Consider the following 24,312-nt stretch of genomic DNA (forward strand, 5'->3'; position numbering starts at 1 on the left):
AGCACGCGCAGCGTCAGCTCCCGGCCGGCGGCCGGAGCCACAGGCCGACGGTCATGGCGGCCACCACGGCGACGATCACCGCGATCGTCGCGAACAGCCTGCGGGAGTCGGCTGTCGAGCGTCCGGGCCCGCTCACGCCGTCCCCGGCATGTCGTGCGTCGAGCAGTGGATCCCCCCGCCGCCGGCCGCGATCGCGTCGATCGCCACCGGCACCACCTTGCGCCCCGGGAAGTGCTCGCCGAGGATCCCCGCGGCCTGGTCGTCGGCGTCCGCGTCGCCGAACTTCGGCATGATCACCGCGCCGTTCGCGACGAAGAAGTTCGCGTACGAGGACACGAACGCGTCCCCCTTCCCCGTGATCTTGTCCGGATCCGGCTGCGGCAGGTCCACGACCCGCACCTTGCGCCCGGCCGCGTCCGTCGCGTCGGCCAGCACCGTCCGCGCCTGGTCCGAAGCGCGCGACCAGACGTCCGGCGGCAGCCCCGGGAACGGCTTGTCCAGCAGTACGGCCCCGGACGCGGCGAACCGCGCCAGGCAGTCCACGTGCGCGTCGGTGATGTCCTGGCCCTTCACCCCGGTGAACCAGATCACCTTCGTGATCCCGAGTGCGGTCTTCAGCAGCTGCTCGATCTGGTCGCGGGTCTTGCCCGGGTTGCGGTTGTCGTTGACCAGCGAGCTCTCGGTGGCCATCAGCGTGCCCTTGCCGTCGGTCTCCAGCGCGCCGCCCTCGGCGACCATCCCGGAGTCGATGCCCGGGATCTGGTACTTCCGGATGATCGCCGCGGCCACTCCGGCGTCCAGCGCGTGCTGCTGCTTGTTGCCCCAGCCGTTGAAGTGGAAGTCGACGCCGGCGGTCTTGCCCGGTTCCTGCACGAACACCGGCGCGGTGTCCCGGATCCACAGGTCGTCGACCGGGATCGGGATCACCTCGACGCCGGAGCCCACGGCGCTCTGCGCGGCGGCTTGCTGCTCCGGACGTGCGAGGAGCACCACGTGTTCGTAGCCGGAGATCGCCTTGGCCAGCGTGGCGATGTCGGCCTGGACCGCCGGCAGCTGGTCGCCCCAGATGGCGTCGGAGGCCGGCCAGGCCATGAACGTGCGCAGGTGCGGGTCCCACTCCGCGCCGAACACCCGGGTCGATGTCCCGGTGGTGCCTGGGCTCGCGGTTGGGCTCGTGTTCGCACTTGTGCCCGTGGTGGGGGAGGAGCCTGCCCCTGCCTCGCTGCCGTCCGAACCGCTGCTTCCGCACGCTGCCGCGCTCAACGCGACGGCTCCCATTCCCAACGCAGAGGTCAAGGTGGCGCGGCGGGAAAGCGTGCGCTCGTACATCAGGCGGCTCCGATGGGTCAGGTCCCCGTTATGGATATTCACACGGCGGCCGCACTCCGGCGATCGGGACAGGGCCGTATTGGTGCCCATCCCCCGGTGTTCGTGCAGGCCAACGCCCCAAGCCTGACACTGCCTGAAATTTCAGTCAAGTTCGCTCTTGACTAAAACTTCAGTCAGGAACACGATACCCGCGACCGCACCACCCTCCGTCACCAAGGAGTGAGCGCCATGTCCCGCCCCACCCCCTCCCGCCGGGCCGTGCTGATCGGAGCCGCCGCAGCCGGCGCCGCGACCCTGGTCGGCGCCCGGGCCGCCGACGCCGCGACGGCCACCGCGACCCCCGCCGCATCAGGGACCTTCGTCGTCCCGGACGATTCCGTTCCGCACACCCGCACCTGGATGGCCTGGCCGGACTCGACCTCGATCTGGGGCCGCCAGCTCTCCGGCGTGCAGCAGAACATCGCCCTGATCGCCCGCACGATCGCCGGCTACGAGCCGGTCTCCATGCTCGCCAACTCCGCGAGCGTCTCCAAGGCCCGCTCGATGTGCGGCTCCGGCGTCACCGTCATCGGCTCCATCCCGGTGAACGACTGCTGGATGCGCGACACCGGCCCCATCTTCCGCACCAATGGCTCCGGCGGCCTGGACACCGTCGGCCTGAACTTCAACGGCTGGGGCAACCGCCAGGTCCACACCAACGACGCCCTCGTCGCCAAGCGCGTCGCGGCCTCCCTCGGCCTGCCCTTCACCGCGGCCGGCCTGGTCAGCGAGGGCGGCGCGATCGAGACCGACGGCGCCGGGACCCTGATGGCCACCCGCTCCAGCATCATCAACGCCAACCGCAACCCGTCCCTGAGCCAGGCGCAGATCGAGGCGGCGATGTGCGCGGCCTACGGCGCGCGCGAGGTCATCTGGTTCACCGGCATCAAGAACCAGGACATCACCGACGACCACGTGGACGCCACCAGCCGCTTCCTCGGCCCCGGCGCCGGCGCGGTGCAGATCCCGGACCCGAACGAGAGCGACATCTGGGCCACCGACGAGAACCAGCAGTACCAGGCCCTGTCCTCGGCGACCGACGCCCAGGGCGCGGCCATCGGAGTGACGCGGATCCAGGGCCCGAACTACAACGTCATCCGGTCCACGAACCAGAACTTCGTGGGCTCCTACGCCAACTACTACGTCTGCAACGGCGCGGTCATCTCGGCCCAGTTCGGCGACAGCAACGCCGACGGCCTGGCCTACGACACCCTCAGCACCCTGTTCCCGGGGCGGACCATCGAGCAGCTGAACATCGACAACCTCGGCAACGGGGGCGGCGGCATCCACTGCGTCACGCAGCAACAGCCCGCGGCCTGAGCCCTACGCCGGTCGAGTGACGAAGCGCGGCCTGTTTCGGCGGGCCGCGCCGGCGCTGCACTCTTCTACGCGACCGCCGATCTCGGCGGGTTGGCTCCGGCTCCGGCCCCGACCCGAGCTCCGGCTCCGGCTCGGGCTCGGGCTCCGGCTCGGGCTCGGGCTCGGGCTCCGGCTCCGGCTCGGGCTCCGGCTCGGGCTCCGGCTCGGGCTCCGGCTCGGGCTCCGGCCCGGGCTCCGGCCCGGGCTCCGGCCCGGGCTCCGACCCCGCTTCCGCCCGAACTACGAATCCGACCCTGAATCCGAGCCCGGCCGCGGCCCGAGCTCCGCCACGATCGCCCCGCGCAGCAAGTCCCGAGCCCGCTCCAACCCGAGCGTCCCGGACAGCCAGCGCTCCGACAGCCCCTCGACCAGCGCCGTCAGCCGCTCGGCGACGTCGTCGGGATCAACACCCTCGCGCGCCAACCCGGCCTCCTGCGCCAGGGCCACGCGCTCGGCCATCTCCCGCACCCACGCCGCCGTCGCGCCCTCCAGCCGCTCGCGCAGGTCCGTCTCGAAGATCGCCGACGCCCGCAGCTCACCCCAGGCGGTGCTGTTCTCCCGGATCTCGTCGTCGTCCTGCAGCTCCAGCAGCAGCGTCTGCTCCAGCTCCGAGCGCGGATCCCGGTGCGCCGCCCCGGATCTGCCGGCCGCGAGCGCCTGCGCCGTGTACCGGTCGGCCCGGTCGCTGATGTAGTCCAGCGTCGCGCGCAGCAGTCCCGCGCGGTCCTTGAAGTGGTAGTAGATCAGCCCGGTCGAGGCTCCGGCCTTGGCCGCGATCTCCTCCACCCGCAGTCCTCTGACGCCGCTCTGCGCGATCATCCCGACCGCCGCCTGGAGGATCAGGTCCCTTTTGCTGGCCACGCCATCACACCTTACATGCGAGTCACTGTCCGGGCTGCTGCTCTTGACTGAAGTTTCAGTCAAGAGCATTCTAAGCACACCGCGCCGCCGGATGGCGCCCGGAACCCCAGCTCACAAGGAACGAAAACCCATGACCATGCGCATGCCGGCCGAATGGGCCGAGCACGAGGGCACCCTGATGGCCTGGCCGACCAGAGCCGACCTGTGGGGCGCTGTCCTGGAGTCCGCCAAGGACGAGTACGCCGAGGTGGCGCGGACCATCGCCCGCTTCGAGCCGGTCCTGATGGTGGCCCCGCCCGGCGCCGGCGCGGAGGCGCAGGCCCGCTGCGGCGACACCGTCGAGGTGATCGAGCTGCCGATCGACGACTCCTGGTTCCGCGACTCGGGCCCGATCTTCGTCACCGACCCGGACAACGACGGTCGCGCCGGCGTCGACTTCCGCTTCAACGCCTGGGGCGGCAAGCACACCCCGTGGGACGCCGACGACCGCGTCAGCGCCCTGCTGCTGGAGCGCCTGGGCGTCGAGCGCGTGGCGTCCACGATGATCCTGGAAGGCGGCGCCATCACCGTCGACGGCGAGGGCACCCTGATCACCACCGAGCAGTGCCTCCTGCACCCGAACCGCAACCCGGACTGGACCCGCGAGCAGATCGAGGACGAACTCAAGGCGCGCCTGGGCGTCACGACCGTCATCTGGCTCCCCTACGGCGGCGCCGAGGACTTCGAGACCGACGGCCACGTCGACGGCTGCTGCGCCTTCATAGCCCCGGCCACGGTGATCGTCCAGCTGCCCGAGGACCCGGCGCACCCGGACTACGAACGCTGCCGCGCGAACCTGGAGATCCTGCAGAACTCCCTCGACGCGCAGGGCCGCAAGCTCCGCATCATCCCGATCGCGCAGTCCAACCGCGTCGGCCTGGACGGCCAGGAGATCGAGGTCGGCTACCTCAACTTCTACCTGCCCAACGGCGGCGTCGTCGTCCCGATCGCCGGCGTGCCGGCCGACGCCGGGGCGCTGGCGGTGCTGGCCGAGGCGATGCCGGACCGCGAGGTCGTCGGCGTCCGCACCCCGGCCCTGGCCTACGGCGGTGGCGGCATCCACTGCATCACCCAGCAGATCCCGAAGGCGCCGGGCACGGCGGCACGAAAGGCGACAGCGGCATGAGCTCCGGCATCGACTACACCCTCCTGACCTCCTTCGGCTCGCCACTCGGCTCCCCGGCCCGGCTGGAGCCCTCGGTCCGCCCGATGCTGCGGATCGGCCTGGTGCAGATGCGCTGGCAGCCGGACGCCGACGCGCACGACGAGGCGCTGCGCGCCGGCGTCCGCATCGCCGCCGAGCAGGGCGCGACAGTGGTCTGCCTCCCGGAGCTGACGCGCAGCCCGTACTTCGCGGCCGACGCGGCGATGGCCGTGGACGCCCCGCGCTTCGCCGAGGACCTGCACGACGGCCCGACCGCGCGGCTGGCCGCCGAGCTGGCCAAGGAACTGGGCATCGTCGTGCACGCCTCGCTCTACGAGCGCGCCGACGACGGCGGCCTCGGCTACAACACCGCGATCTGCGTGGACGCCGAGGGCCGGATGCTGGCCGCCACCCGCAAGAACCACATCCCCGAGTTCCCCGGCTACCACGAGAACCTGTGCTTCCGCCCCGGCGACAGCGGCTTCCCGGTGGTGCCGATCGACAACGTCAGCTTCGGCTTCCCGACCTGCTGGGACGAGTGGTTCCCGGAACTGGCCCGCGCCTACGCCCTGGCCGGGGCGCAGGTGCTGGTGCACCCGACGGCGATCGGCTCGGAGCCGGAGCTCCCGGAGTTCGACACCCGCCCGATGTGGGAGCACGCCATCAGCGCCAACGGCCTGGTCAACGCGCTGTTCCAGATCGTGCCGAACCGGGTCGGGCCGGAGGGCCGGATCACGTTCTACGGGTCCTCCTTCATCTCCGACCCCTACGGCCGCGTCCTACTGCGCGGACCCCGGGACAAGCCCGCCGTCCTGGTCGCCGACCTGGACCTGGACCAGCGCCGGGACTGGCTGGAGTTCGGGCTCGTCTACACCCGGCGGCCGGAGATCTACGGGCCGCTCACCACGCCTGTGGCACGCCGCTAGCGGCTTCGAGGCTCCCGTCCCGCCATCCCTTTCCCCTCAGAGGTTCGTAGCGAAGGAGCACCACCTTGATGAGAGTTCCTTGGCGGTCCGCCGCCGGTGCCGGTACCAGCCTGTTCCTCGCCGCAGCCGTCACGGCGTGCAGCGGCGGGCACACCACCGCCGCGTCCGGGGGCACCGCGACGTCCGGCGGCGCGGCGTACGCGCTGTCCGCGTCCACACCGGTCGCGAAGGGCCCGATCGACTCGTTCACCTGGGCCCTGTACGCCGAGCCCACGACGCTCGACTACGCGCAGGCCTTCGACTACCCGCAGAACATGATCCTGTCGAACATCTGCGAATCGCTGATGCGCTGGAACCCGGACCTCACCGAGTCCCCGGGCCTGGCGTCCTCGGTGGCCCAGCCCGATCCGACGACGTACGTCTACACCCTGCGATCCGGCGTGAAGTTCCACGACGGCGGCACGATGACCGCCGACGACGTGGTGTTCTCCCTCAAGCGGCAGATGGATCCGGCGACCGGGTCGACGTGGATATCCACGTTCGACAACGTCGCGTCGATCGCCAAGACCGGGTCGTTGCAGGTCACCGTCAAGCTGAAGAAGCCGGACTCGCAGTTCGGCGAGGCGATGGCCAACTCCGCCGGCACCGTCGTGCACGCCTCGGCGGTCCAGGCGGCCGGCCAGAATTACGGCACCGGCGGTTCCCTCGGCTGCACCGGCCCCTACACGCTCGGGACCTGGGTCAAGGGCACCTCGATCGAGCTGGACCGGTTCCCCGGCTACTGGGGCAAGCAGGCGCTGGCGGGCAAGGTGGTCTTTAAGTTCATCACCGACCCGACGGCCCTCACGAACGCGCTGCTCACCGGCGCGGCCGACGGCGGCTACCTGATCACCCCCGACAGCTACGCCCGGCTGAAGTCCTCCGGCGCCGGCACACTGTACTTCGGCAAGTCGCTGACGACGATCAACCTGAACGTCTGCAACCTGTCCGGCACGCTCGGCGACGTCCGTGTCCGCAAAGCCCTGCTGCTGGCGCTGGACCGCTCCGGCTTCGTCAAGACGGGGCTGAAAGGCGTCGGCTCGGTGACGTCCGCCAACGCCCCGGCCGACTCCTGGCCCCCGGGCACCCTCCCGCCAGCGGCCGACCTCCCGCCGACCTCGCAGGACCTGACCCAGGCCAAGGCCCTGATCCAGCAGGCCGGCGCGACCGGCAAGACCGTCACCATAGCGACCTCGCCGATCGGCCCCGACGTGTCGCTCCTGGCCACCGCCTTTCAGTCGGCCGGCACCCAGATCGGCCTGAAGGTGCAGCTCAAGACGGTGTCCCCGGACGCCTTCACAGCCCTGTTCTCCGACCCCAAGGCACGCCAGGGCCTCGACGCCTTCCCGGAGACCTACTACCTGTCCACGACCGACCCGCTGGCGATGTACCACATCTTCCACACCGGCGACTTCGAGAACTACGCAGCCTGGTCGAACCCGACCTACGACAACCTCATCGACCAGGCCGAAGCCGAATACGACCCGGCGAAGCGCGCCACGATCAGCGCCCAGATCCAGAAGATCGCCATGGACCAGCTGCTCTGGATCCCCGCCGCCGAATGGCCGACCTCCCTGTTCCTGGACAGGCACATCACCGGCGCCCCCACCTCCATCGCCTACCTCTACTACCCGTGGGCCGCGGACGTCGGCTCGGCCGGGTGAGCGTGGTGCGCGGCGCGCGTGGTGGCGGCGGTCGCGACGAGCTCGGCGCGAGCGGCGGCCCGGGCGGCATCAGCGGTGCGGTCGGCGCAAGCGGCGCGGGCCCGGTCGGCGGCGTCATTACCAACAAGCCGAGCGTTTCGGGCACCAGCGCCACCCGCGCGAGCACCGACCTCCTCCGCTTCGCCACCCGCCGAGCTCTCGAACTCGTCGCCACCCTCCTCGCCGCCTCCTTCCTCATCTTCTCCGCCGTCTACCTGGCGCCCGGCCGCCCCGAGACCTTCCTCCTCGGCGGCCGCTCGGCGACCCCGGAAGCCCTGGCCGCGATCCGTGCGCACTACCACCTCGACGACCCCTTCCCCGTCCAGTACTGGCGCTGGCTGACCCAGATGGCCCACGGCGACTTCGGCACCTCCATCCAGTACCGCGCCCCCGTCCTGCACCTGATCACCGCGCGCCTCCCGGGCACCCTGATGCTGATCGGCATGGCCGCCGTCCTCGTCGTCCTCCTCGGCATCGGCGCGGGCTGGCTCTCGGTCCGCCGCCCCGGCGGCGCTGTGGACCAGGCCGTCCTGGTCCTCACCTCGGTCGCGGTCGGAACCCCGTCGTTCGTCGCGGCGATCGTCCTGATCTGGGTGTTCTCGGTCCGCCTCGGCTGGTTCCCGTCGATCGGCTCCGGATCAGGGTTCTTCGACATGGCCTACCACCTCACCCTGCCGGCCCTCGCGCTGTCGCTCTACTGGGTCGGCACGCTGGCCCGCGTCACCCGCGCGGCGATGCTCGCCGAGCTGTCCAAGGAGCACGTCGCCGTCGCCCGCAGCCGGGGCATCCCGGAACGGATCGTGCTGCGCCGCCACGTCTTCCGCAACGCCGCCGGCGGCATCGCCACCATGAGCGGCCTGACGATCACCGGCCTCGTGGTCTCCACGGTCCTCGTGGAATCCGCCTTCGGACTCGGCGGCATCGGCGCGTTCCTCGACACCTCGGTGTCGGTGAAGGACTTCCCGGTCGTGCAGGCAATCAGCCTCCTGATCGTCGGCCTGTTCGTCGCCGTGAACCTGGTCGTCGACCTGACCTATCCGCTGCTGGACCCACGCGTCCGGCTCGGCACGAGGAACAGCGCATGAGCACACTGACACTCGTCCGGCGCCGCCCCGGATTACGCGCGCTACGGACCTCGCGACCCTGGCTGTTCTATATATGCGCGGGCTTCGCGGCGGTCGTCGTATTGATTGCGGTACTGGCACCGTGGGTCGCGCCGGCGGATCCGAACGCCTCCGACCTCAGCGCCGCGCTGACCGGACCGTCCTCCGCGCACCTCCTCGGCGCCGACGGCTCAGGCCGGGACACGCTCTCCCGCCTGATCCTCGGCTCGCGAACGGCGCTGCTCGGCCCGGCCGCCGTCGTCGTGTTCTCCACGACGCTCGGCGTGGCCGTCGGCGTCGCCGCAGGCTGGCGCGGCGGCTGGCTGGACTCGCTCCTGTCCCGAAGCAGTGAGCTGATGCTCGCCTTCCCCGGCCTGCTCCTGGCGATTCTCTTCGTGGCCTTATACGGAACCGGCCTGGTAGCCCCGATAGCCGCCCTGTCCCTCGCCTACACCCCCTATGTCAGCCGTCTGGCACGCAGCCTTACCCTGACCGAGAAACAGAGGCCTTACTTAGCCGCCTACCGAGTCCAGGGCTTCTCCAACTGGACGATCTGCGTACGCCACCTGATCCCCAACATCGGCCCCGTGATCCTGGCGCAGTCCACCGTCAACTTCGGCTACGCGCTGATCGACCTGGCCGCGCTGTCCTACCTGGGCCTCGGCGTCCCGCCGCTGACGCCGGACTGGGGCTCGATGGTCAACGACGGCCAGTCCGCGATGCTCCAGGGCCAGCCGCTCTCGGCGATCGTGCCGTGCCTGGCGATCGTGCTGACCGTCGTCGCGTTCAACGTCGTCGGCGAGCACTGGGCCGACCACGTCGTCAAGAGAGAGGACGTGCGCGCGTGAACACGTTGCACATCCAAGGGCTCCGCGTGACCCTGCCGGGGACGGCGCGCCCCGTGCTCGACGGCGTCGACCTGGACGTCGCGGCCGGCCAGACCGTCGCCCTGGTCGGCGAATCCGGCTCCGGCAAGACCCTGACGTCCCGCGCCGCGCTCGGCATGCTCCCGCCGGGCGCGGCGGCGTCCGGCGTGGTCGAGGTGGACGGCCAGAACGTGCTGACCATGGACCCGCGGGCCCTGCGGCGCCTGCGGGCGACCACCGCGGCGATGATCTTCCAGGACCCCCGCGCCGCCATCAACCCGGTCCGGCGCGTCGGCGACTTCCTCACCGAGGCTCTGCGCACCAACGGCACGGCCGACAAGGCCACGGCCCGCAGGCGCGCGCTGGTCCTGCTCGACGCCGTCGGCCTGCCCGAGCGCGCGCTGCGGCAGTATCCGCACGAGCTCTCCGGCGGCATGCTGCAGCGCGTCATGATCGCCGCGGCACTGATGGCCGATCCGGTGCTGCTGCTGGCCGACGAGCCGACCACCGCGCTGGACGTCACCACGCAGGCCGAGATCATCGCGCTGCTGCGGGATCTCCAGTCCCGCTTCGGCACCGCGCTGCTGTTCGTCACGCACGACCTGGAGCTCGCCGCGGTCATCGCCGACCGGGTCGCGGTGATGTACGCGGGCCGGATCGTCGAGACCGGCCCGGCCGAGCAGGTCTTCGCCGACCCGAAGCACCCCTACACCGCGGCGCTCCTGGCGGCCACGCCCCGGCTCGACGCGCCGGCCGGGCGCCTGGCCGTGATCCCGGGACGGGTGCCCGACCTGCGCACGGTCATCGAAGGCTGCGCATTCGCCGGCCGCTGTGCGCACGCCATGGACACGTGCCACGACGAGTCCCCGGAGACCGCGGCGGTTCCCGAGCGCTCCGAGGCGACGGTCGCCTGCTGGCGAAGTAGCTCGTTGACGTTGCAAGGAGGGGCGAGCCGTGGCTGAGCCGGTGGTGGAAATCAGGGGCCTGCGGAAGGCTTTCGGAGCTCAGGTCGCGGTCGACGACGTGTCGTTCGTGGTCGCGCCCGGCGGGTCGTTGGGCGTCGTGGGGGAGTCCGGATCGGGGAAGACGACGACCGCGCGGATCATCGTCGGGCTCGAACGGGCCGACTCCGGCTCGGTGCGCATCGACGGCCACGACCGCCACGGGTCCGGCGGAATTCGTGGTCGCGCCGAACGGCTGGCCCGGGCGCGCCAGGTCCAGATGGTCTTCCAAGACCCGTTCCTGTCCCTGGACCCCCGCATCCCCGTCGGCGCCGCCCTCAACGAAATCCTCCGCCTGCACCACCCGGACACCGACCACCCCACCCGCGTCGCCGAACTCCTCGACCAGGTCGGCCTCGGCGCGCGCGAGGCGTCGGCGCTGCCGCGCGGCCTGTCCGGGGGTCAGCGTCAGCGCGTGGCCATCGCCAAGGCGCTCGCCGTCTCGCCGCGCGTGCTGGTGCTCGACGAGGCGGTCGCGGCGCTCGACGTGTCGGTCCAGGCGCAGATCCTGAACCTGCTGGCCGATCTGCGCGCCGAGCTGGGGATCGCGTACGTCTTCATCACGCACGACCTCGGCGTCGTCCGCTGCGTCACCGACGAGGTGGTGGTGATGCGGCACGGCGCGATCGTGGAACGCGGCGCGACCGAAGCGGTGCTGGCGTCGCCGTCGCACTCCTACACGCGGCTGCTGCTGGAATCGGTCCCCGGCCCCGGCTGGGATCCGCAGGCGATCAGCGCGGCGCGCCGAGCCTTGGCCGACAGCGAGGCCGCCGACGCCGAGCTCACACCCCGATGACGCTCACCGCGGCCCACAACGCCAGGGTCGCGGTGATCAGCGTCGCGGGCACGGCGATCAGGCCGAGCCGGGTGTACGTCGCCAGGCTCACCTGCTCGCCGTGCGCGGTGAGGACGCGGCGCCACAGGAGGGTGGCCAGGGAGCCGACGTAGGTCAGGTTCGGGCCGAGGTTCACCCCGAGCAGGACGGCCAAGAGCGTCGCCGGCCCGGCGTGCGCGGCCGCCGGGAGCAGGACCAGCGTCGCCGGGAGGTTGTTCACGACGTTGGCCAGCACCGCCGCCACGCACGCCGTGCCGAGCAGCGCCAGCAGCGACGTGCCCTGCGGCAGCAGGTCCCCGGCGTGCGCGCCGAGCCCGCTGCCGGTCGCCGCCTTCACGACGATGCCCAGCGCCAGCACGAACGCGCAGAAGAACGGCGACGCCGCCCCCACGAGCTCCCGTACCGTCGCACGCCGTCGCACCAGCGCCCGGCCGCCCAGGATGAGGACGCCGCCGAGCGCGGCCCACGCCGGGTTCAGCCCCGCGAGCGACGTGAGGGCGAACCCCGCCAGCGTCGCCACCACCACGACGACGGTGAAGGTCGGGACGCTGATCTGCTCGTCCTGCCCCGCTTCGTCTGCCTCGTGCGCCTCCGCGCTGTCCGCCTGTTCAACGCCTCCGAGCCCGCGCCCTACCTCCGCCCCGGCCGCCAGGTCATCCCCGAAGTACTTCCGGAACACCACGTACTCGGTACCGACCGCCGCCACCCACGGCACGGCCATCAACAGCGCGAACCGCCCGAACGTCAGCCCCGAGGCGCTGAACGCCAGCAGGTTCGTCAGGTTCGAGACCGGAAGCAGCAACGACGCCGAGTTCGACAGGTGCGCGCACGCGAAGACGTGCGGCCGATCCCGCACCCGGGCCCGCACCGTCGTGGCGAGCACCACCGGCGTCAGCAGGACGACCGTCGCATCCAGACTCAGGACGGCCGTGGTCAACGCCGCCACCACGAACACCGCCGCCAGCAACCGCCGCCCGCGCCTCACCTCCGCCAACCCGGGCGTGCCGGCCTTCCCCGCCACCCGCGCCATCGCCGCCCCCGCCGCCGCGAAGAGCCCGTCATCGGCACACAACTGCGCCAGCACCAACACCGCCGCAAGAAAGCCCACGGTCGGCGCCAACGCCGTGACCTCAGCCCAAGCCGCCCCCGGCCCCACAGCCCCCACGGCGACCACAACCCCCGCCGCCGGCACCGCCGCCGCAGCCTCCGGCCACCCCCGCGGCCGCACCACGGCAAAGACCAGCACAACGAACAGAAGGACAACCGCGATCCCGGTCCCCACCCCCGAGCTCACCACGCTGACCCGCCCCCCGACGCACCACAGGCGACGTTCACAACGGGACTCCAGAGCTCAGCGGACGGTGCGCAAGGATCATATCGGCCCCTGGCGGCGCCACCTCGGCGAACGGTGGCGGCTGGGGCATGCGCGCCTGCTCAGGTACCGGTGGCGCCATCTCGCTCGCCGCTCGGCCGACACGCGCCCAGCTCTGCTCGCCGCCTGGCCCCGCAGCCCGCTCGCCGGCCTGCTCGCCGCCCGGCACTGCTGCCGGCTCGCCGATCTGCCCACCGCCCGCTCGCCGCTCGGATTTCTGGCCGCAGACTCTTGCCGCCCGATCTGCCTGCCCGCTCGCTGGCTCGGCAAGCCTGTCGCTCGAGCCCTGTTGCCTCGCCGATCCGCCCCGCTGATCTGTCCGCCGCTCGATCTGCCTGCCGACCTGCCGACCTGCCCGGCAGTCTGTCGCTCGGCGCCGCAGCCGGACTGTCCCGATCCGCCCGATCCGCTTGCTCGCTTGCCGATTTGCTTGCCGCGCCCGGCTCCGCAAGATAACTGGCCCCTAGATGCGCGCGTCAAACCACCACCAGCCCGCTCCAGCGGTCAACCACGTGCCCCGCCCCACCAGCTTCGAAAAAACAAGTACCTCCGCCCCGCCGAGCTAGACTGACCCCATGCCCAAGGCCACCCCGCGCGCACGCCTCAACCACGACGCGCCGGCCTGCGAACGTGCTCTCGGTCGGGCCTTCGGCCTGCTCGGCAAGCGGTGGAACGGCCTCATCGTCGCCGTCCTCGCCCCCGGCCCGGCGGGGTTCGCCGACCTGCGGCGCCGCATCGGGCCGATCAGCGACTCCGTGCTCTCCGACCGCCTAGGCGAGCTGGCCGCGGCCGGTGTTGTCGAACGCTGCGTCACCGACGCCCGGCCGCCCGGCGTCCAGTACGGCCTCACGCCGGCCGGCCAGGCGCTGGTTCCGATCCTGGAGCAGGTCGCCGACTGGGCCGAGGATCACCTCACCTCGGCGCCCGACCCCTCGGCGCCCACCCCGCCAAGCGGCCCCAGAGCGATCGCCTGATCGAAAACATCCTCCGGGTCATACTCCGCCTTGACCCGACGCAACCGCCCCAAAGCCTCCCCGGGAAACGCATCCACCAGCCGCTCAGGCCGCGTGTCCGTCTCGAAGTTCACGTACAGCCCATCCGTGAACCTCCGCATCCGATCCCAATACGCCAGATACTCCGGCTCCCGCCGCCCGATGTCCGCGACCGAGAAGTTCTGGTGCCGATGCGGGAACGCCGTAGCCGACGCCGCGACATCATTCACCGCCCCGCCCACAGCACGTATCGACAACCACTGCGTCACCCCGCCCCGCAACGCCCCCGCCACCTCACGCGTCAAAGCCGGCGTCAAATGCTCCGCGAACCCGTTGCTCAGCAACGGCCCTCGCACACTCCCGCCCTGATACGGCGCGTCGTCAGCATGCACGATCGCCGCATAAGGAACCCGCTGCGCGCTCTGCCCCAGCACCGGCCCCACATCCAACAGCGGCGTCAAAGTCGCAATCGCCTCCGCGTCATCCGCCCCGTCGAACACCGCCATGACCTGCACCTGCACCTGCCCGCCGCCAGCGCCACCGCCACCCGCGTACAAAAAGCTGGTCAGAGCACGCGGCGCGCCCTCCACAACCTCACCCCACCGCTCAAGCACGCCCGGGAGATCGGCGCCGTCATAGATAAACCGCCCGAAAACCACATCCTCTACCGGCCGAGCAGCGAATTCGAACGCTGTCACAACCCCCAAAGCCGCCCCCGCCCCACGCACCGCCCAAAACAACTCCGGATGACGCCCCGCATCCGCCCGCACCATCGTCCCGTCGGCCAACACCATCTCCACCGCGACGACATGGTCAATGGTCAGCCCGTGCTCCCGCCCCAAAAACCCGATCCCGCCGGCCGTGGCCAGCCCACCAACCCCCACGCCCCCATAATCCCCAGAACTGATCGCCAACCCATGCGGCCTCAGCACCTCAGCAACCTGAGACCACCGCGCCCCCGCCTCAACCCGCACCAACCCGGCCGCCGCATCCACCACCTCGACCCGCTTCAACCGGGCCAGACTCACCACCACCCCGCCGTCGTTCGTCGACGCCCCCGCCATGCTGTGCCCGCCGCTGCGTATCGCCAGCGGAACCTCCTGCTCCCGCGCGAACCCCAGCGCGTCAGCCACCCCCTGCGCCGACTCCGGCCGCAGCACCAACCCCGGCGAACCGCTTCGCACATACGTCGACCGAACCCGTTCGTACTCCTTGTCCCCGGGCTCGACCGCCGACCGCCGCAACGACACCGGCACCGCGTCATAAGCGATCCCGCTACGCCGAAGCCTCAGGGCTTTTGGGCTGCGCACCACCTCCCCGTCAGCGATCCCAGCGATCCTAGCGATCCCAGCGGTTCCGGCGGTCCCAGCGACTCCAACCGTCCCCGCCGCTAGCCGCGACGCCTCCACCAACTCCCGCAACCGCGGCGCGACCTCCTCGGCGTACGTCTGAATGTCCCGCGGATCATCGCTGGCGAGAATAAAGGTACTGACACCCGACTCCACAACCAGCGGCAGCAACTCCTGAGCCCACTGCTCCGCCGGCCCTTGCAAAAACCCTTGGCCCTGCGACGAAAACGCCCCCGAGATATTCAGCAGCCTGCGAATCTCCCGAGGATCCCGCCCCGCCGCCACCGCGGCCTCGTCGATGACCCGCTGCCCACGCTCCAGATCGCCGTCCTGCAAATAGAACAGACTCGGCAACCACCCGTCGGCCTTCTCCCCGATCAACCGCAGCATCCGCGGCTTGAGCGCACCGATCCAGATCGGGATGTCGTGCGCCGGCGCCGGACCACGCTTGGCCCCGACCACCTGGTACTGCTCCCCGTCGACCCGTACCCCGCCGCGCTCGTCCGGATCCCAGATCGCCCGCATGATGTCCACGGCCTCGCTGACCGCCTGCACCGCGGCCCCCGGCGAGCGCCGAACCCCACCCATCGCCGCGATCGCGTCCCAGAACCCGCCGGCGCCCAGCGCCATGTCGTACCGTCCCCCCGACAGCAGGTCCAGGCTCGCCGCCGAGCGCGCCAGCACCGCCGGCGGCCGCATCGGCAGGCTGTGCACGTTCGCCGCCAGGTGGATCCGCTCGGTCCGCGCCGCCACCCACGACAGCAGCGTCCACGTGTCCAGGAACGCCGGCTGGTACGGGTGGTCCTGGAACGTCACCAGGTCCAGCCCGGCCTGCTCGCTGAGCCGCGCCAGCGCCACCGGCGTCTCGGGGTCCCGGTTCTGCGGCGTGATGAACGTCCCGAACCGCAGGTCATGGCCATAGTCGGGCATGTCGGTTCCTCCTCCTGACGGCGCTGCCGCTGTCCTGCTACTCCGAACAGAGTAACTACGAAAATCCTAGTGGAATTCCGCAGCGATCGCCGCCACCACCGCCACCGCCAGCACAGCCACCATCGCCACCACCGCCGAAAAGCAATCGGCCGCGGCGTGTCACCACGCCGCGGCCGATCGGTGGGGGAGGGAGGGCCCGGGCCGTCTTATTCGACGGCCCCAAGGGTCACGTCTTTATTCGTGCTCGAAGGTGTCGGTGAAGCTGGTGCCGCCGGAGATCGCGCTGGTGTGCGCCTCGTACACGCCGTTCGACGGGTCCAGCGCCGTCGGGTTGGCCGAGCTGAGCGACTTGCCGTTGATCGTCGCGGCGCTGAAGTGCAGCGTGCCGAAGTTCGGGTACGCGCCGGTCGGCGACTCGATGATGACCTCGGCGCTGGCCCGCGAGGAGGACAGGCTCTTGGTCGTGGTGTACGTCCAGCCGCGCGTCGCGTCGTTCAGCGTCAGCTTGTACTTGCTGCTGCCCGAGTACGTGACCGAGGCGTGGATCACGTCGCCGGAGCGCACCGGGTAGGAGCTCGAGCTCAGGTAGACCGGGTTCGCCGGGTACATCTCGTACCAGGCCTGGTCCACCGGGCTGCCGCTGGAGCAGTCGGTGGCGACACCGGTCTGCTCGACGGTGGAGGAGCCGTAGCCGTCGATGCCGACCCACGGCGCGTACAGGTCGTTGCTGGAGTTGCAGGTGGCGGCCGGCTCGGTCCAGGTCGCGGCGACCGAGGTGAACCCGCTGCCGGTGGCGGCGTAGCCGCCCCAGTTGTAGCCGTTGGTGTTGTACGACAGCGGCCGGAACGCCGCTCCGGTGGCCGCGGCGGTGACCGGGGCCACCGGGGCGATGGCGGTGGCGGCCGCGGCGAGTGCGGCGATGCGTATCAGGATCCTGCGCATACTTGCTCCTTCGGTGGGGGCGCGTGGGGGCGCGCTGCAAGGGGCCTGGTGGCGTCACCGTAGCGAGCAGTATCAGGACACTCAATAGGAAAAGGTCATCCGATTCCGGACGGCGTGTGCGCCGGGATTCACCGTGTCGGTGGCAATTTAGCGCGTGAGCTGGCGATTCTCAGAGAGTTGCGACTGCGAACCGTAGTAGAGACCGGGATCAAGACAAGGGGAGGGCAAGGGGTTTGCACCATCGCTGCGCGGGGTTCGGCGGGGGCGTCCGAGCGGACAGCGCGACGGCCCCGACGCGAGTGTCCACGTCAGGGCCGTTTGAATATCAGTGTACTGAATCAGTACGAAGCAGTGCCGAGTCAGTCGGTGCCCACCCGGAACCGCAGACTCACCGTCCCCCGCAAGTCCAGCCACGCCGAATCCGCGCCGCGCACCAACCGCAGCACGACCTGCCCGCACGCCGGGCACCGCGCCACCAGCCCCGGACCCGGTCCGTACACCCGCAGCTGCGCGACGGGGCCGGTCGTGCCGCAGCCGGTGCAGCGGCCCTGCGCCGAGGCCACGTCCACCGCGAAGAGCTCGGACAGCGGCCCGGCCAGGGCGTTGCCGTCCTCGTACTCGCCGTCGACGAAGCCGACGGCGAGCTCGTCGCTGAACGGGACGGACGCCCCGACCGCCCCAACAGCCCCGACACCGCCGACACCGCTGCCGGCGCCGCTCGGGCCGCCGAGACCGCCGGGGTACTCATACGCGGGCACAGACATGATCAGCCTCCTGTCGGGCCGAAACGCTCGGTACGGATCCGATCCGGCGCCTGCCCGAGCTCGACCAGCAGATCCGCCGCGTACTCGACGAACGGGGTCGGGCCGCATACATAGCTCGTGGCGAGCATCGAGGGCGCCCAGGCGACGGCGGCCATGTCCTTCTCGGTGATCCGGGACGGAAAACGTGGCCAGCCCTCAGGAACCTGGCGCGTGTAGAGGAACGTCACCTCCAAGCCGGGATCCGGAACCTGGAGTTCGTCGGCGTACATCCGGTCCTCCGGCGTCCGCACGGAGTACAGCAGCCGGAACGGCGTCGTCGAGCCGAGCTGCCGCCGCGCCCGGATCATCGCCATCAACGGCACGATCCCGGACCCGCCGGCCACCAGCAGCACCGGCTCGGTCTGCTCCGGACGCCACACGAACCAGCCGCCGACCGGGCCCCGCAGCTCCAGCAGGTCTCCGTCGATCAGGTCGCCGGCCAGGTACGGGGACACCTCGCCGTCGTGGACCCGCTGGACCGTGAGCTCCAGCAGCGCACCGTCCGGCGCCGAGGCGATCGAGTAGCTGCGCTGCGTGCTGTACCCGTCCTCGGCGGTCAGCCGCACGTCGACGTGCTGGCCGGCCAGATGCCCCGGCCAGCCTGGCACGTCCAGCAGCAGCGTCCGCGTCGTCGGCGTCTCGTCGCGCTGTCCGACCAGCGTCGCGACCCGCCAGCGCAGCCGCTCGCCTAGTCGCCCTGATACCGCTGCTCGCGCCATGGGTCCCCATAGTCGTGATAGCCGGCGCTCTCCCAGAACCCGGGCTCGTCCTTCACCAGCAGCTGGATGCCGCGCACCCACTTGGCCGACTTCCACAGGTACAGGTGCGGGACCAGCAGCCGCGCCGGGCCGCCGTGCTCGGGCGTCAGGTCGCGGCCGTCGTAGCCGTACGCGATCCAGGCCTGGCCGTCGAGCAGGTCCTTGAGCGGCAGGTTCGTGGTGTAGCCGCCGTAGGAGTGGACCAGGGCGTACTCGGCCTCGGTCTCGACGTCCGCCAGCAGCGTGTCCAGGGAGACGCCCTGCCACGCGGTGCCGAACTTCGACCACTTGGTCACGCAGTGCAGATCCACCACGGGACGCTCGGCCGGCAGCGCCATCAGCTCCCGCCAGCTCCAGCTGCGCCGCTCGCCGCCCTCGGCGACCACGCTGAACTGCCACGCGTCCCGGTCCACCCGCGGCGTCGGCCCGGCCGACAGCACGGGGAAGTCCCGGGTCTCGTACTGCCCCGGCGGCAACCGGTGGTCCGACGAGCGCCGTCGACCCTGGAAGCCCCGCGAGACGATCGCCATCGCACGCCGCCCTTTCCGGGCCCCGCCGTCCCGGCCGGGCCTACTGCGATTCTGCCCGGCGGCGGGGCAGCGCGCATTTCTTCCAGCTTTTCGCTGCTCCAGCCGGCTCGGCTAGTAGTCGCCGTTCGGCGGCAGCGGCTGCTCGGACCAGATCACCTTGCCGCGCGCGGTGTACCGCGTCCCCCACCGCTGCGAGAGCTGCGCCACCAGGAACAGCCCGCGGCCGCCCTCGTCGAACGTCTGCGCACGGCGCAACCGCGGCGAAACGCTGCTGCCGTCGGCCACCTCGCAGATCAGGGCCCTGTCACGCAGCAGGCGCAGCTCGACCGGGCCGGTGGCGTGCCGGATCGCGTTCGTGACGAGCTCGCTGACGATCAGCTCGGTGCTGAAGACCAGCTCGGTCAGGCGCCAGGCGCGCAGCAGCCGCGACACCTCGGCGCGCAGGAACGCCACCGACTCCGGCGTGATCGGGACGTCCCAGGTGGCGACCCGGTCCGGGGTGGTGCGCCGGGCCCGCGCGGCCAGCAGGGCCACGTCGTCGGAGGGCCGCTCCGGCAGCAGCCCGCCGATCGCCGACGCGCACAGCTCCTCCGGATCGCGCCCGGGCCCGGCCAGCACCGCCCGCAACCGCTCCAACCCGGTGCCGATGTCCTGCTCCCGGCTCTCCACCAGGCCGTCGGTGTAGAGAACCAGGGTGCTGCCTTCGTCGATCGGCAGCTCGACCGCCTCGTACGCCGAGCCCCCGAGGCCCAGCGGCGGGCCGGTCGGCAGGTCCAGGTAGTCCACCGAGCCGTCCCGGGCCACCACGGCCGGCGAGGGGTGCCCGGCGGCGGCGACCGTGCACATGCCGGTGACCGGATCGTAGACCACGTACAAGCACGTCGCGCCGATGATCCCGACGCCGCGCTGGTCCTCGGCCTCGTCGGCGTCCATCGACTCCACGAGCGCGTCGAGCTGGCTGAGCAGGTCCTCGGCCGGCAGGTCCAGGGCGCAGAAGTTGCGGACCGCGGTGCGCAGCCGGCCCATCGTCGCCGCGGCGTGGATACCGTGCCCGACGACGTCGCCGACGACGAGTGCCACGCGACCCCCGGACAGCGGGATCACGTCGTACCAATCGCCGCCGACGCCCTCTTGCGCGGGCTGATACCGGTGCGCAACTTCTACGGCGCACTGCAACGGAAACGCGCGTGGCAGAAGGCTGCGTTGCAGCGCCAGCGCCATGGCCCGCTCGCGCTCGAAGCGGCGTGCGTTGTCCAGGCAGACGGCGGCGCGCGAGGCGAGGTCGCCGGCCAGCTGAATGTCGTCCTCGTCGAAGGGGTCCGCGTTGCCCAGTCGGTAGAAGGAGGCGACGCCCAGGACCATGCCCTGCACCATGATCGGCGCGGCGATCACCGAGCTGTCGGGATCCTCGGCGACCCAGCGCTTGCCCGCGGTCGCGGCGGTGAGCTGCGCGTCCAGGACGGTGTGCCGCTGCGCCATGCAGCGCGCCTGCGCGGTGGCGGCGTTGTAGGCGACATGCGCTCCGGGCGTCCGGTGCACCTTGCCACGCCGGATGGTGCGGACCGCGACGCGGCGCAGCTTCACCTCGGTGGTGGGCGGCGGACACTCCTCGCCGTCCAGGACCCAGCTCGCGAGGTCGACGGCCACATGCTGCGCGAAGTCCGGCAACGCGATCTCGGCCAGCTCGCCGCCGGTGAGCTCCATGTCCAAGGTGGTGCCGATGCGCCCGCTGGCGTCCAGCAGGAGAGCCAGGCGCTGGCGCGCGGCCACGGCGATGCGACCGACGGTCGGCTCCCCGACCATCACGAGCTCGCCGCCGGGCGGGGCGAGGAAGGGGTGGGGCGCGGCGGTGTCGAGGAGGGACAGCCCGCCGGCGGAATGCGGGAGCTGGTGGCCTGACGCCGAGGGGGTGTCGGCGGGGATTGGGGGGTGGAGGGGGATGGGGTGGTCGGCTTTCTCGGTTGGTTCTGTTGGCTCGGTTGGCCCGGTTGACTTGGCGTGCTCGGCGTGCTTGGTCTGTGGTGTCTGCTCGGCGGGTTCGACGTGCTCCGGCTGCGGCTCGCGGTCTTGGCCATGGTGGTCGTGGTCGTGGTCACGGTTGTGGGGGAGCGGAGCGCTGGTCTTGTTCGGCGCCGTTCCCGTTCTCGTTCCCGTGGTCTTCGCACTCGCACTTGTCGTCAGTTGCATCGCGGACGCGGCCTGCGGGACGGACGTGCTCGACGTCGCGCCCCCACTCCTGCCCGTCCCGGATCGCGTCCCTGTAGTCGTCGACAGTGCCATTTCGACCTGGTCGACATGGTCGACCTGTTCGAGCTGTTCGGCTTGTGAGGCGATCGTCCGTACCGGATTCGGCTCCGGCCCTGCCGCTCTTGCCGTTCCTGTCGATCCTGCTGGCCCTGGCGGCCCGACCGCCTGCAGCACCTCATCCGGCTGCCTCGCGCCCGGCAACCGCGCCGGCGCACTCGTCTTCTCTCCAGCAACCGTTCTCTCCCCGGTCCTTCCACCTTCCGCCTCGCTCGTCATCTCCGCTTCCACCGTGACCACCTCCGTGCCGGCCGCGGTGCGACCGGTGCGGGCCGTCAACTTGGCGTGGCGGCCGCCGGGCAACGGGATGGTCACCACGTCGCGTCTGGCCGCCGCGACCAGTTCGGCCGCCTTGCCCCGTACGAGCTGCCGGTCGCGGCGTTCGCCGTGGCCCGGGTCGGTGCCCGCGCCGTGCCGGGCCCGCGGGGCGAGCACCAGCTCGCCCCGGGTGCGCCGCACGGTGCCGGCGTCCTGGCTCCTGTCCTGGCCGTCGGCGCGGCCCACCCGATCCGCGACGAGCCCACCGGTCCGCCGCGCCTGAGCCAGCAGCGCACGCTCCTTCACCGAGTACTGCTCCAACAGCCGCAGCTCGATGTTCTCCGCGGCCTCCGCCGCCAGCGCCGCCATCAACGGACTGGCATCCCGCCGCCACGACGTGAGGTCCACCACTCCGCGGATCCGCCCACTGAAGGGATCCCGGATCGGCACGCCGGCACAGGCGAAGGCCAGAAAACGGTCGGCGAAGTGCTCCCCGGCCAGCACTACAGCCGGCCGCCCCTCCGCCAAAGCAGTCCCGATCCCATTCGTCCCGGCATCGGCCTCGTGATAGCTGAACCCCTCGGCCAACTGCACAGCATCAAGGTGCCGATTCAACCCCGGCTCCCCGGCCCGCCGCACCAGCACCCGAGCCGCGGCATCGGTCAGCACCACGCACACCGGCGACCCGACCAGCATGCGGTGCAACCGCTCCACCACCGGCGCCGAAGCCCGCAACAGCAACTCCTCGGCACCCATGTCCGGCGCATAAGGAAGGTCCACATCCCCGGGCCCCAACCCGCCGGCCCGACACCGCTGCCACGACGCCCAAATCGCCGCCCGCACAGCCTCCCCGGCATCAACCGCCCCAGAGCCCACCGCACCACCAGCACCACCAGCCCCGGTAGCACCACCAGCGGCCCCACCGAAAGCCCCCACCCACACCCCGCCGGCTCCACCACCGAAGCCACGCCCAGAGGCACCAAACCCCGAACCGGCACCGGCGCCACCAAGGCCGCCAACGCCACACCCGGCGCCGCCACCAGCACCGCCGAACCCGACGCCACCAGCACCAACACCACCATCAGCGGCCGCCCCACCGAAACCCTCACCGGCGAAGAACCGCTCCCGGGCCCGCGCGGGCCCCCACTCCGACTCCCAGACACTCCCGATGACGCACCATCCCTGCACAGAAAGTAAGCGGCACCCACCAGAAGCTAACCCCGCACCAGCCCCCGCACCCCCAACCCGCGCCCCAAAGGTCCGAACAATCACCCGTCAGAGTGAGCCCACCCGCCCCACCCACCGCCACATGAAGCCTGTTGAAACAGCACCCCCAACTTTTGATATGGTTGACCCAACGCGAGCGGATCAAGGCGGCAAAAACCCGCAGATCGGCTCAAGACACTCGTCCGAGTGGCGGAATGGCAGACGCGCTAGCTTGAGGTGCTAGTGCCCGTTAAGGGTGTGGGGGTTCAAGTCCCCCCTCGGACACCATGATCATGGCCTGACCTGTGTAACACAGGTCAGGCCATTTCTATGCAGTCGGATGTGCGCACGCTTGTGTGCAGTCGCTTCGCCCAACGAGCACCAAACCGGCCCGAGCGCACCTAACGTGGCAGGTATGGCCAACATCGTTCCCCGCGAACGCAAGCTCAAGAAGGGCGACAAAAGCCCCAGTTGTCCTACCAAGTGAAGTGGCGCACCGGCGGAACGGCCACGGGTCATCCGAGGCGCAGACGTTCCGAGTACGGATGGGTCGACCCCAACACATACCGGCGCTGGACCGGGGAGGACGTACCCGCCTCCAGCAACACTCCGGAGCTCATCGACTTTGCGGCAGCGTGGGTGAACAGCCTGTCCGGCATTGAAGGAAGCACCCGGCACCGCTACCGCCGCATTCTTGCTCTGCACATCCTGCCGGGTTCGGCAACTGCCTGATCAACGACACTAGCGAGATCACCACCCGGAAAATCGGCGCCTGGATCAACCACCTCGAAACCAACCAGCCGGCACCGAACACCGACGAGCCCTGCGACCCGCTGAGCTCCAAGAGCATCCGTAACGTGCACGGCGTCCTCCCTGCTCTGTACTTAAAGCCAGCCCACCGCCCGGAGAAACACAACCGTTCTTCCCGCCCGTGCCAAGAACCTCGACCTCTGCACACCCGGCGGCGGCGCCCGGCGGATACCACCGGCAGCTACGACGTCCTGGTCGGCCCGGCCTACTTTGACGTCAAGTACACGGTCAGGCGCGACAGAAGCGGCAGCGACGCCTCTAACGTTTCGCGCTCATCCGAGCTGAGGGCATCGCTGATCGCGGTGCCCAGCCAGTCCGCGCGCCTGCGGCGCTCCTCGGCCAAGCGGTTTCTTCCCGCCGGGGTGAGGTGGAGCAACGATTTGCGCCCGTCGCTGGGGTGCGCCTCGGCCTGCACCAGGCCCTGAGTCAGGAGGTCTTTGACCGCCTTGGCTGTCGACTGGTGGCTGACTCCTCGCTGATGCGCGATGTCGGCGGTGGTCAGGGGACCATCGCGGTCCAGGTAGCCCAGGACGGCGGCCTCGCCGGGGGGCATCGTGTCAGCGGTGCGGACGGTTCGTACGAGTCGTCCGATCGCCTGGCGGAGTTCTTCGGCCAGCTGCTGGTCGTCCATCGCGCCAGCCTACGCGCACTTACCAGCCAGGTTGTACAATCGAGCTGTACAGCTTAGTTGTAGAAATTGCTGCGACATCGAGCCCTGGCATCGAAAGACATCCCTGTAGCTAGCCCTGTCAAGTAGTGAGAGGTTCGCCATGTTTTGCCCAGGCTGTGGCCTCGTTGTAGAGGCTGCCGGTTT

At 70.8% G+C, this 24,312-nt stretch carries 20 protein-coding genes and 1 tRNA gene; 10 read left to right on the forward strand and 11 right to left on the reverse strand.

Annotated features, from left to right (window positions below):
• Positions 1–13: 13 nt before the first annotated feature.
• Both ABH920_RS48230 and ABH920_RS48235 read right to left on the reverse strand, forming a co-directional pair.
• Positions 14–136, reverse strand: a complete 123-nt coding sequence (locus ABH920_RS48230) for a hypothetical protein (RefSeq protein ID WP_370356275.1) — start codon at positions 134–136, stop codon at positions 14–16.
• Entirely contained in the window at positions 133–1,329 is a 1,197-nt protein-coding gene (locus ABH920_RS48235) for an agmatine deiminase family protein (protein ID WP_370356277.1), read from the reverse strand. The genes ABH920_RS48230 and ABH920_RS48235 overlap by 4 nt, the downstream gene beginning before the upstream one ends.
• Positions 1,330–1,557: 228 nt before the next feature.
• Here ABH920_RS48235 and ABH920_RS48240 point away from each other — a divergent pair, with 228 nt between their 5' ends.
• Positions 1,558–2,688 carry an agmatine/peptidylarginine deiminase gene (locus tag ABH920_RS48240; RefSeq protein ID WP_370356279.1) on the forward strand — a complete coding sequence of 377 codons (1,131 nt, stop codon included), beginning with the start codon at positions 1,558–1,560 and terminating at the stop codon, positions 2,686–2,688.
• Positions 2,689–2,967: 279 nt separating this feature from the next.
• On the opposite strand, the gene ABH920_RS48245 is transcribed toward ABH920_RS48240, so the two are convergent.
• Positions 2,968–3,588, reverse strand: a complete 621-nt coding sequence (locus ABH920_RS48245) for a TetR/AcrR family transcriptional regulator (protein WP_370356281.1) — start codon at positions 3,586–3,588, stop codon at positions 2,968–2,970.
• Positions 3,589–3,718: 130 nt separating this feature from the next.
• Here ABH920_RS48245 and ABH920_RS48250 point away from each other — a divergent pair, with 130 nt between their 5' ends.
• From ABH920_RS48250 to ABH920_RS48280, 7 genes are all read left to right on the forward strand, one after another.
• Positions 3,719–4,753, forward strand: a complete 1,035-nt coding sequence (locus ABH920_RS48250) for an agmatine/peptidylarginine deiminase (RefSeq protein ID WP_370356283.1) — start codon at positions 3,719–3,721, stop codon at positions 4,751–4,753.
• Entirely contained in the window at positions 4,750–5,697 is a 948-nt protein-coding gene (locus ABH920_RS48255; RefSeq protein ID WP_370356285.1) for a nitrilase-related carbon-nitrogen hydrolase, read from the forward strand. Before ABH920_RS48250 ends, ABH920_RS48255 begins: the two co-directional genes overlap by 4 nt.
• A gap of 68 nt (positions 5,698–5,765) precedes the next feature.
• A complete protein-coding gene (locus ABH920_RS48260; protein ID WP_370356287.1) occupies positions 5,766–7,400 on the forward strand; it encodes an ABC transporter substrate-binding protein in 1,635 nt (544 codons plus the stop codon).
• Positions 7,397–8,524 (forward strand): ABC transporter permease, encoded by a 1,128-nt coding sequence (locus tag ABH920_RS48265; RefSeq protein WP_370356289.1) that lies wholly within the window; start codon positions 7,397–7,399, stop codon positions 8,522–8,524. Before ABH920_RS48260 ends, ABH920_RS48265 begins: the two co-directional genes overlap by 4 nt.
• Entirely contained in the window at positions 8,521–9,390 is an 870-nt protein-coding gene (locus ABH920_RS48270; protein ID WP_370356291.1) for an ABC transporter permease, read from the forward strand. The genes ABH920_RS48265 and ABH920_RS48270 overlap by 4 nt, the downstream gene beginning before the upstream one ends.
• On the forward strand, positions 9,387–10,370 hold the full coding sequence (locus ABH920_RS48275; protein WP_370356293.1) for an ABC transporter ATP-binding protein: 984 nt from the start codon (positions 9,387–9,389) through the stop codon (positions 10,368–10,370). Before ABH920_RS48270 ends, ABH920_RS48275 begins: the two co-directional genes overlap by 4 nt.
• Positions 10,363–11,205, forward strand: a complete 843-nt coding sequence (locus ABH920_RS48280; protein WP_370356295.1) for an ABC transporter ATP-binding protein — start codon at positions 10,363–10,365, stop codon at positions 11,203–11,205. The genes ABH920_RS48275 and ABH920_RS48280 overlap by 8 nt, the downstream gene beginning before the upstream one ends.
• Here ABH920_RS48280 and ABH920_RS48285 read toward each other — a convergent pair.
• The gene (locus ABH920_RS48285; RefSeq protein WP_370356313.1) at positions 11,192–12,538 is read right to left on the reverse strand and encodes an SLC13 family permease; all 1,347 of its coding nucleotides are present in this window, start codon (positions 12,536–12,538) and stop codon (positions 11,192–11,194) included. The genes ABH920_RS48280 and ABH920_RS48285 overlap by 14 nt on opposite strands.
• 653 nt (positions 12,539–13,191) lie before the next feature.
• Here ABH920_RS48285 and ABH920_RS48290 point away from each other — a divergent pair.
• The gene (locus ABH920_RS48290) at positions 13,192–13,590 is read left to right on the forward strand and encodes a winged helix-turn-helix transcriptional regulator (RefSeq protein WP_370356297.1); all 399 of its coding nucleotides are present in this window, start codon (positions 13,192–13,194) and stop codon (positions 13,588–13,590) included.
• Here the strand turns inward: ABH920_RS48290 and ABH920_RS48295 are convergent.
• The 6 genes from ABH920_RS48295 to ABH920_RS48320 form a co-directional block, all read right to left on the reverse strand.
• A complete protein-coding gene (locus ABH920_RS48295) occupies positions 13,524–15,887 on the reverse strand; it encodes an LLM class flavin-dependent oxidoreductase (protein WP_370356299.1) in 2,364 nt (787 codons plus the stop codon). The two genes, ABH920_RS48290 and ABH920_RS48295, sit on opposite strands and share 67 nt — an antisense overlap.
• A gap of 234 nt (positions 15,888–16,121) precedes the next feature.
• On the reverse strand, positions 16,122–16,829 hold the full coding sequence (locus ABH920_RS48300) for a G1 family glutamic endopeptidase (protein WP_370356301.1): 708 nt from the start codon (positions 16,827–16,829) through the stop codon (positions 16,122–16,124).
• A gap of 359 nt (positions 16,830–17,188) precedes the next feature.
• The gene (locus ABH920_RS48305; protein WP_370356303.1) at positions 17,189–17,593 is read right to left on the reverse strand and encodes a DUF6510 family protein; all 405 of its coding nucleotides are present in this window, start codon (positions 17,591–17,593) and stop codon (positions 17,189–17,191) included.
• 2 nt (positions 17,594–17,595) lie between these two features.
• Complete coding sequence (locus ABH920_RS48310) at positions 17,596–18,351, reverse strand: ferredoxin reductase (RefSeq protein WP_370356305.1); 756 nt, start codon at positions 18,349–18,351, stop codon at positions 17,596–17,598.
• Positions 18,321–18,920 (reverse strand): sulfite oxidase-like oxidoreductase, encoded by a 600-nt coding sequence (locus ABH920_RS48315; protein WP_370356307.1) that lies wholly within the window; start codon positions 18,918–18,920, stop codon positions 18,321–18,323. The genes ABH920_RS48310 and ABH920_RS48315 overlap by 31 nt, the downstream gene beginning before the upstream one ends.
• A 111-nt stretch (positions 18,921–19,031) precedes the next feature.
• Positions 19,032–22,238, reverse strand: coding sequence for a SpoIIE family protein phosphatase (locus ABH920_RS48320; RefSeq protein ID WP_370356309.1), 3,207 nt, complete (start codon positions 22,236–22,238; stop codon positions 19,032–19,034).
• Between the two features lie 651 nt (positions 22,239–22,889).
• Here ABH920_RS48320 and ABH920_RS48325 point away from each other — a divergent pair.
• Positions 22,890–22,976, forward strand: a tRNA-Leu gene (locus ABH920_RS48325).
• 727 nt (positions 22,977–23,703) lie between these two features.
• On the opposite strand, the gene ABH920_RS48330 is transcribed toward ABH920_RS48325, so the two are convergent.
• Entirely contained in the window at positions 23,704–24,129 is a 426-nt protein-coding gene (locus tag ABH920_RS48330; protein WP_370356311.1) for a MarR family winged helix-turn-helix transcriptional regulator, read from the reverse strand.
• Positions 24,130–24,312: the final 183 nt, after the last annotated feature.

Source organism: Catenulispora sp. EB89, assembly GCF_041261445.1.
GTDB lineage: Bacteria > Actinomycetota > Actinomycetes > Streptomycetales > Catenulisporaceae > Catenulispora.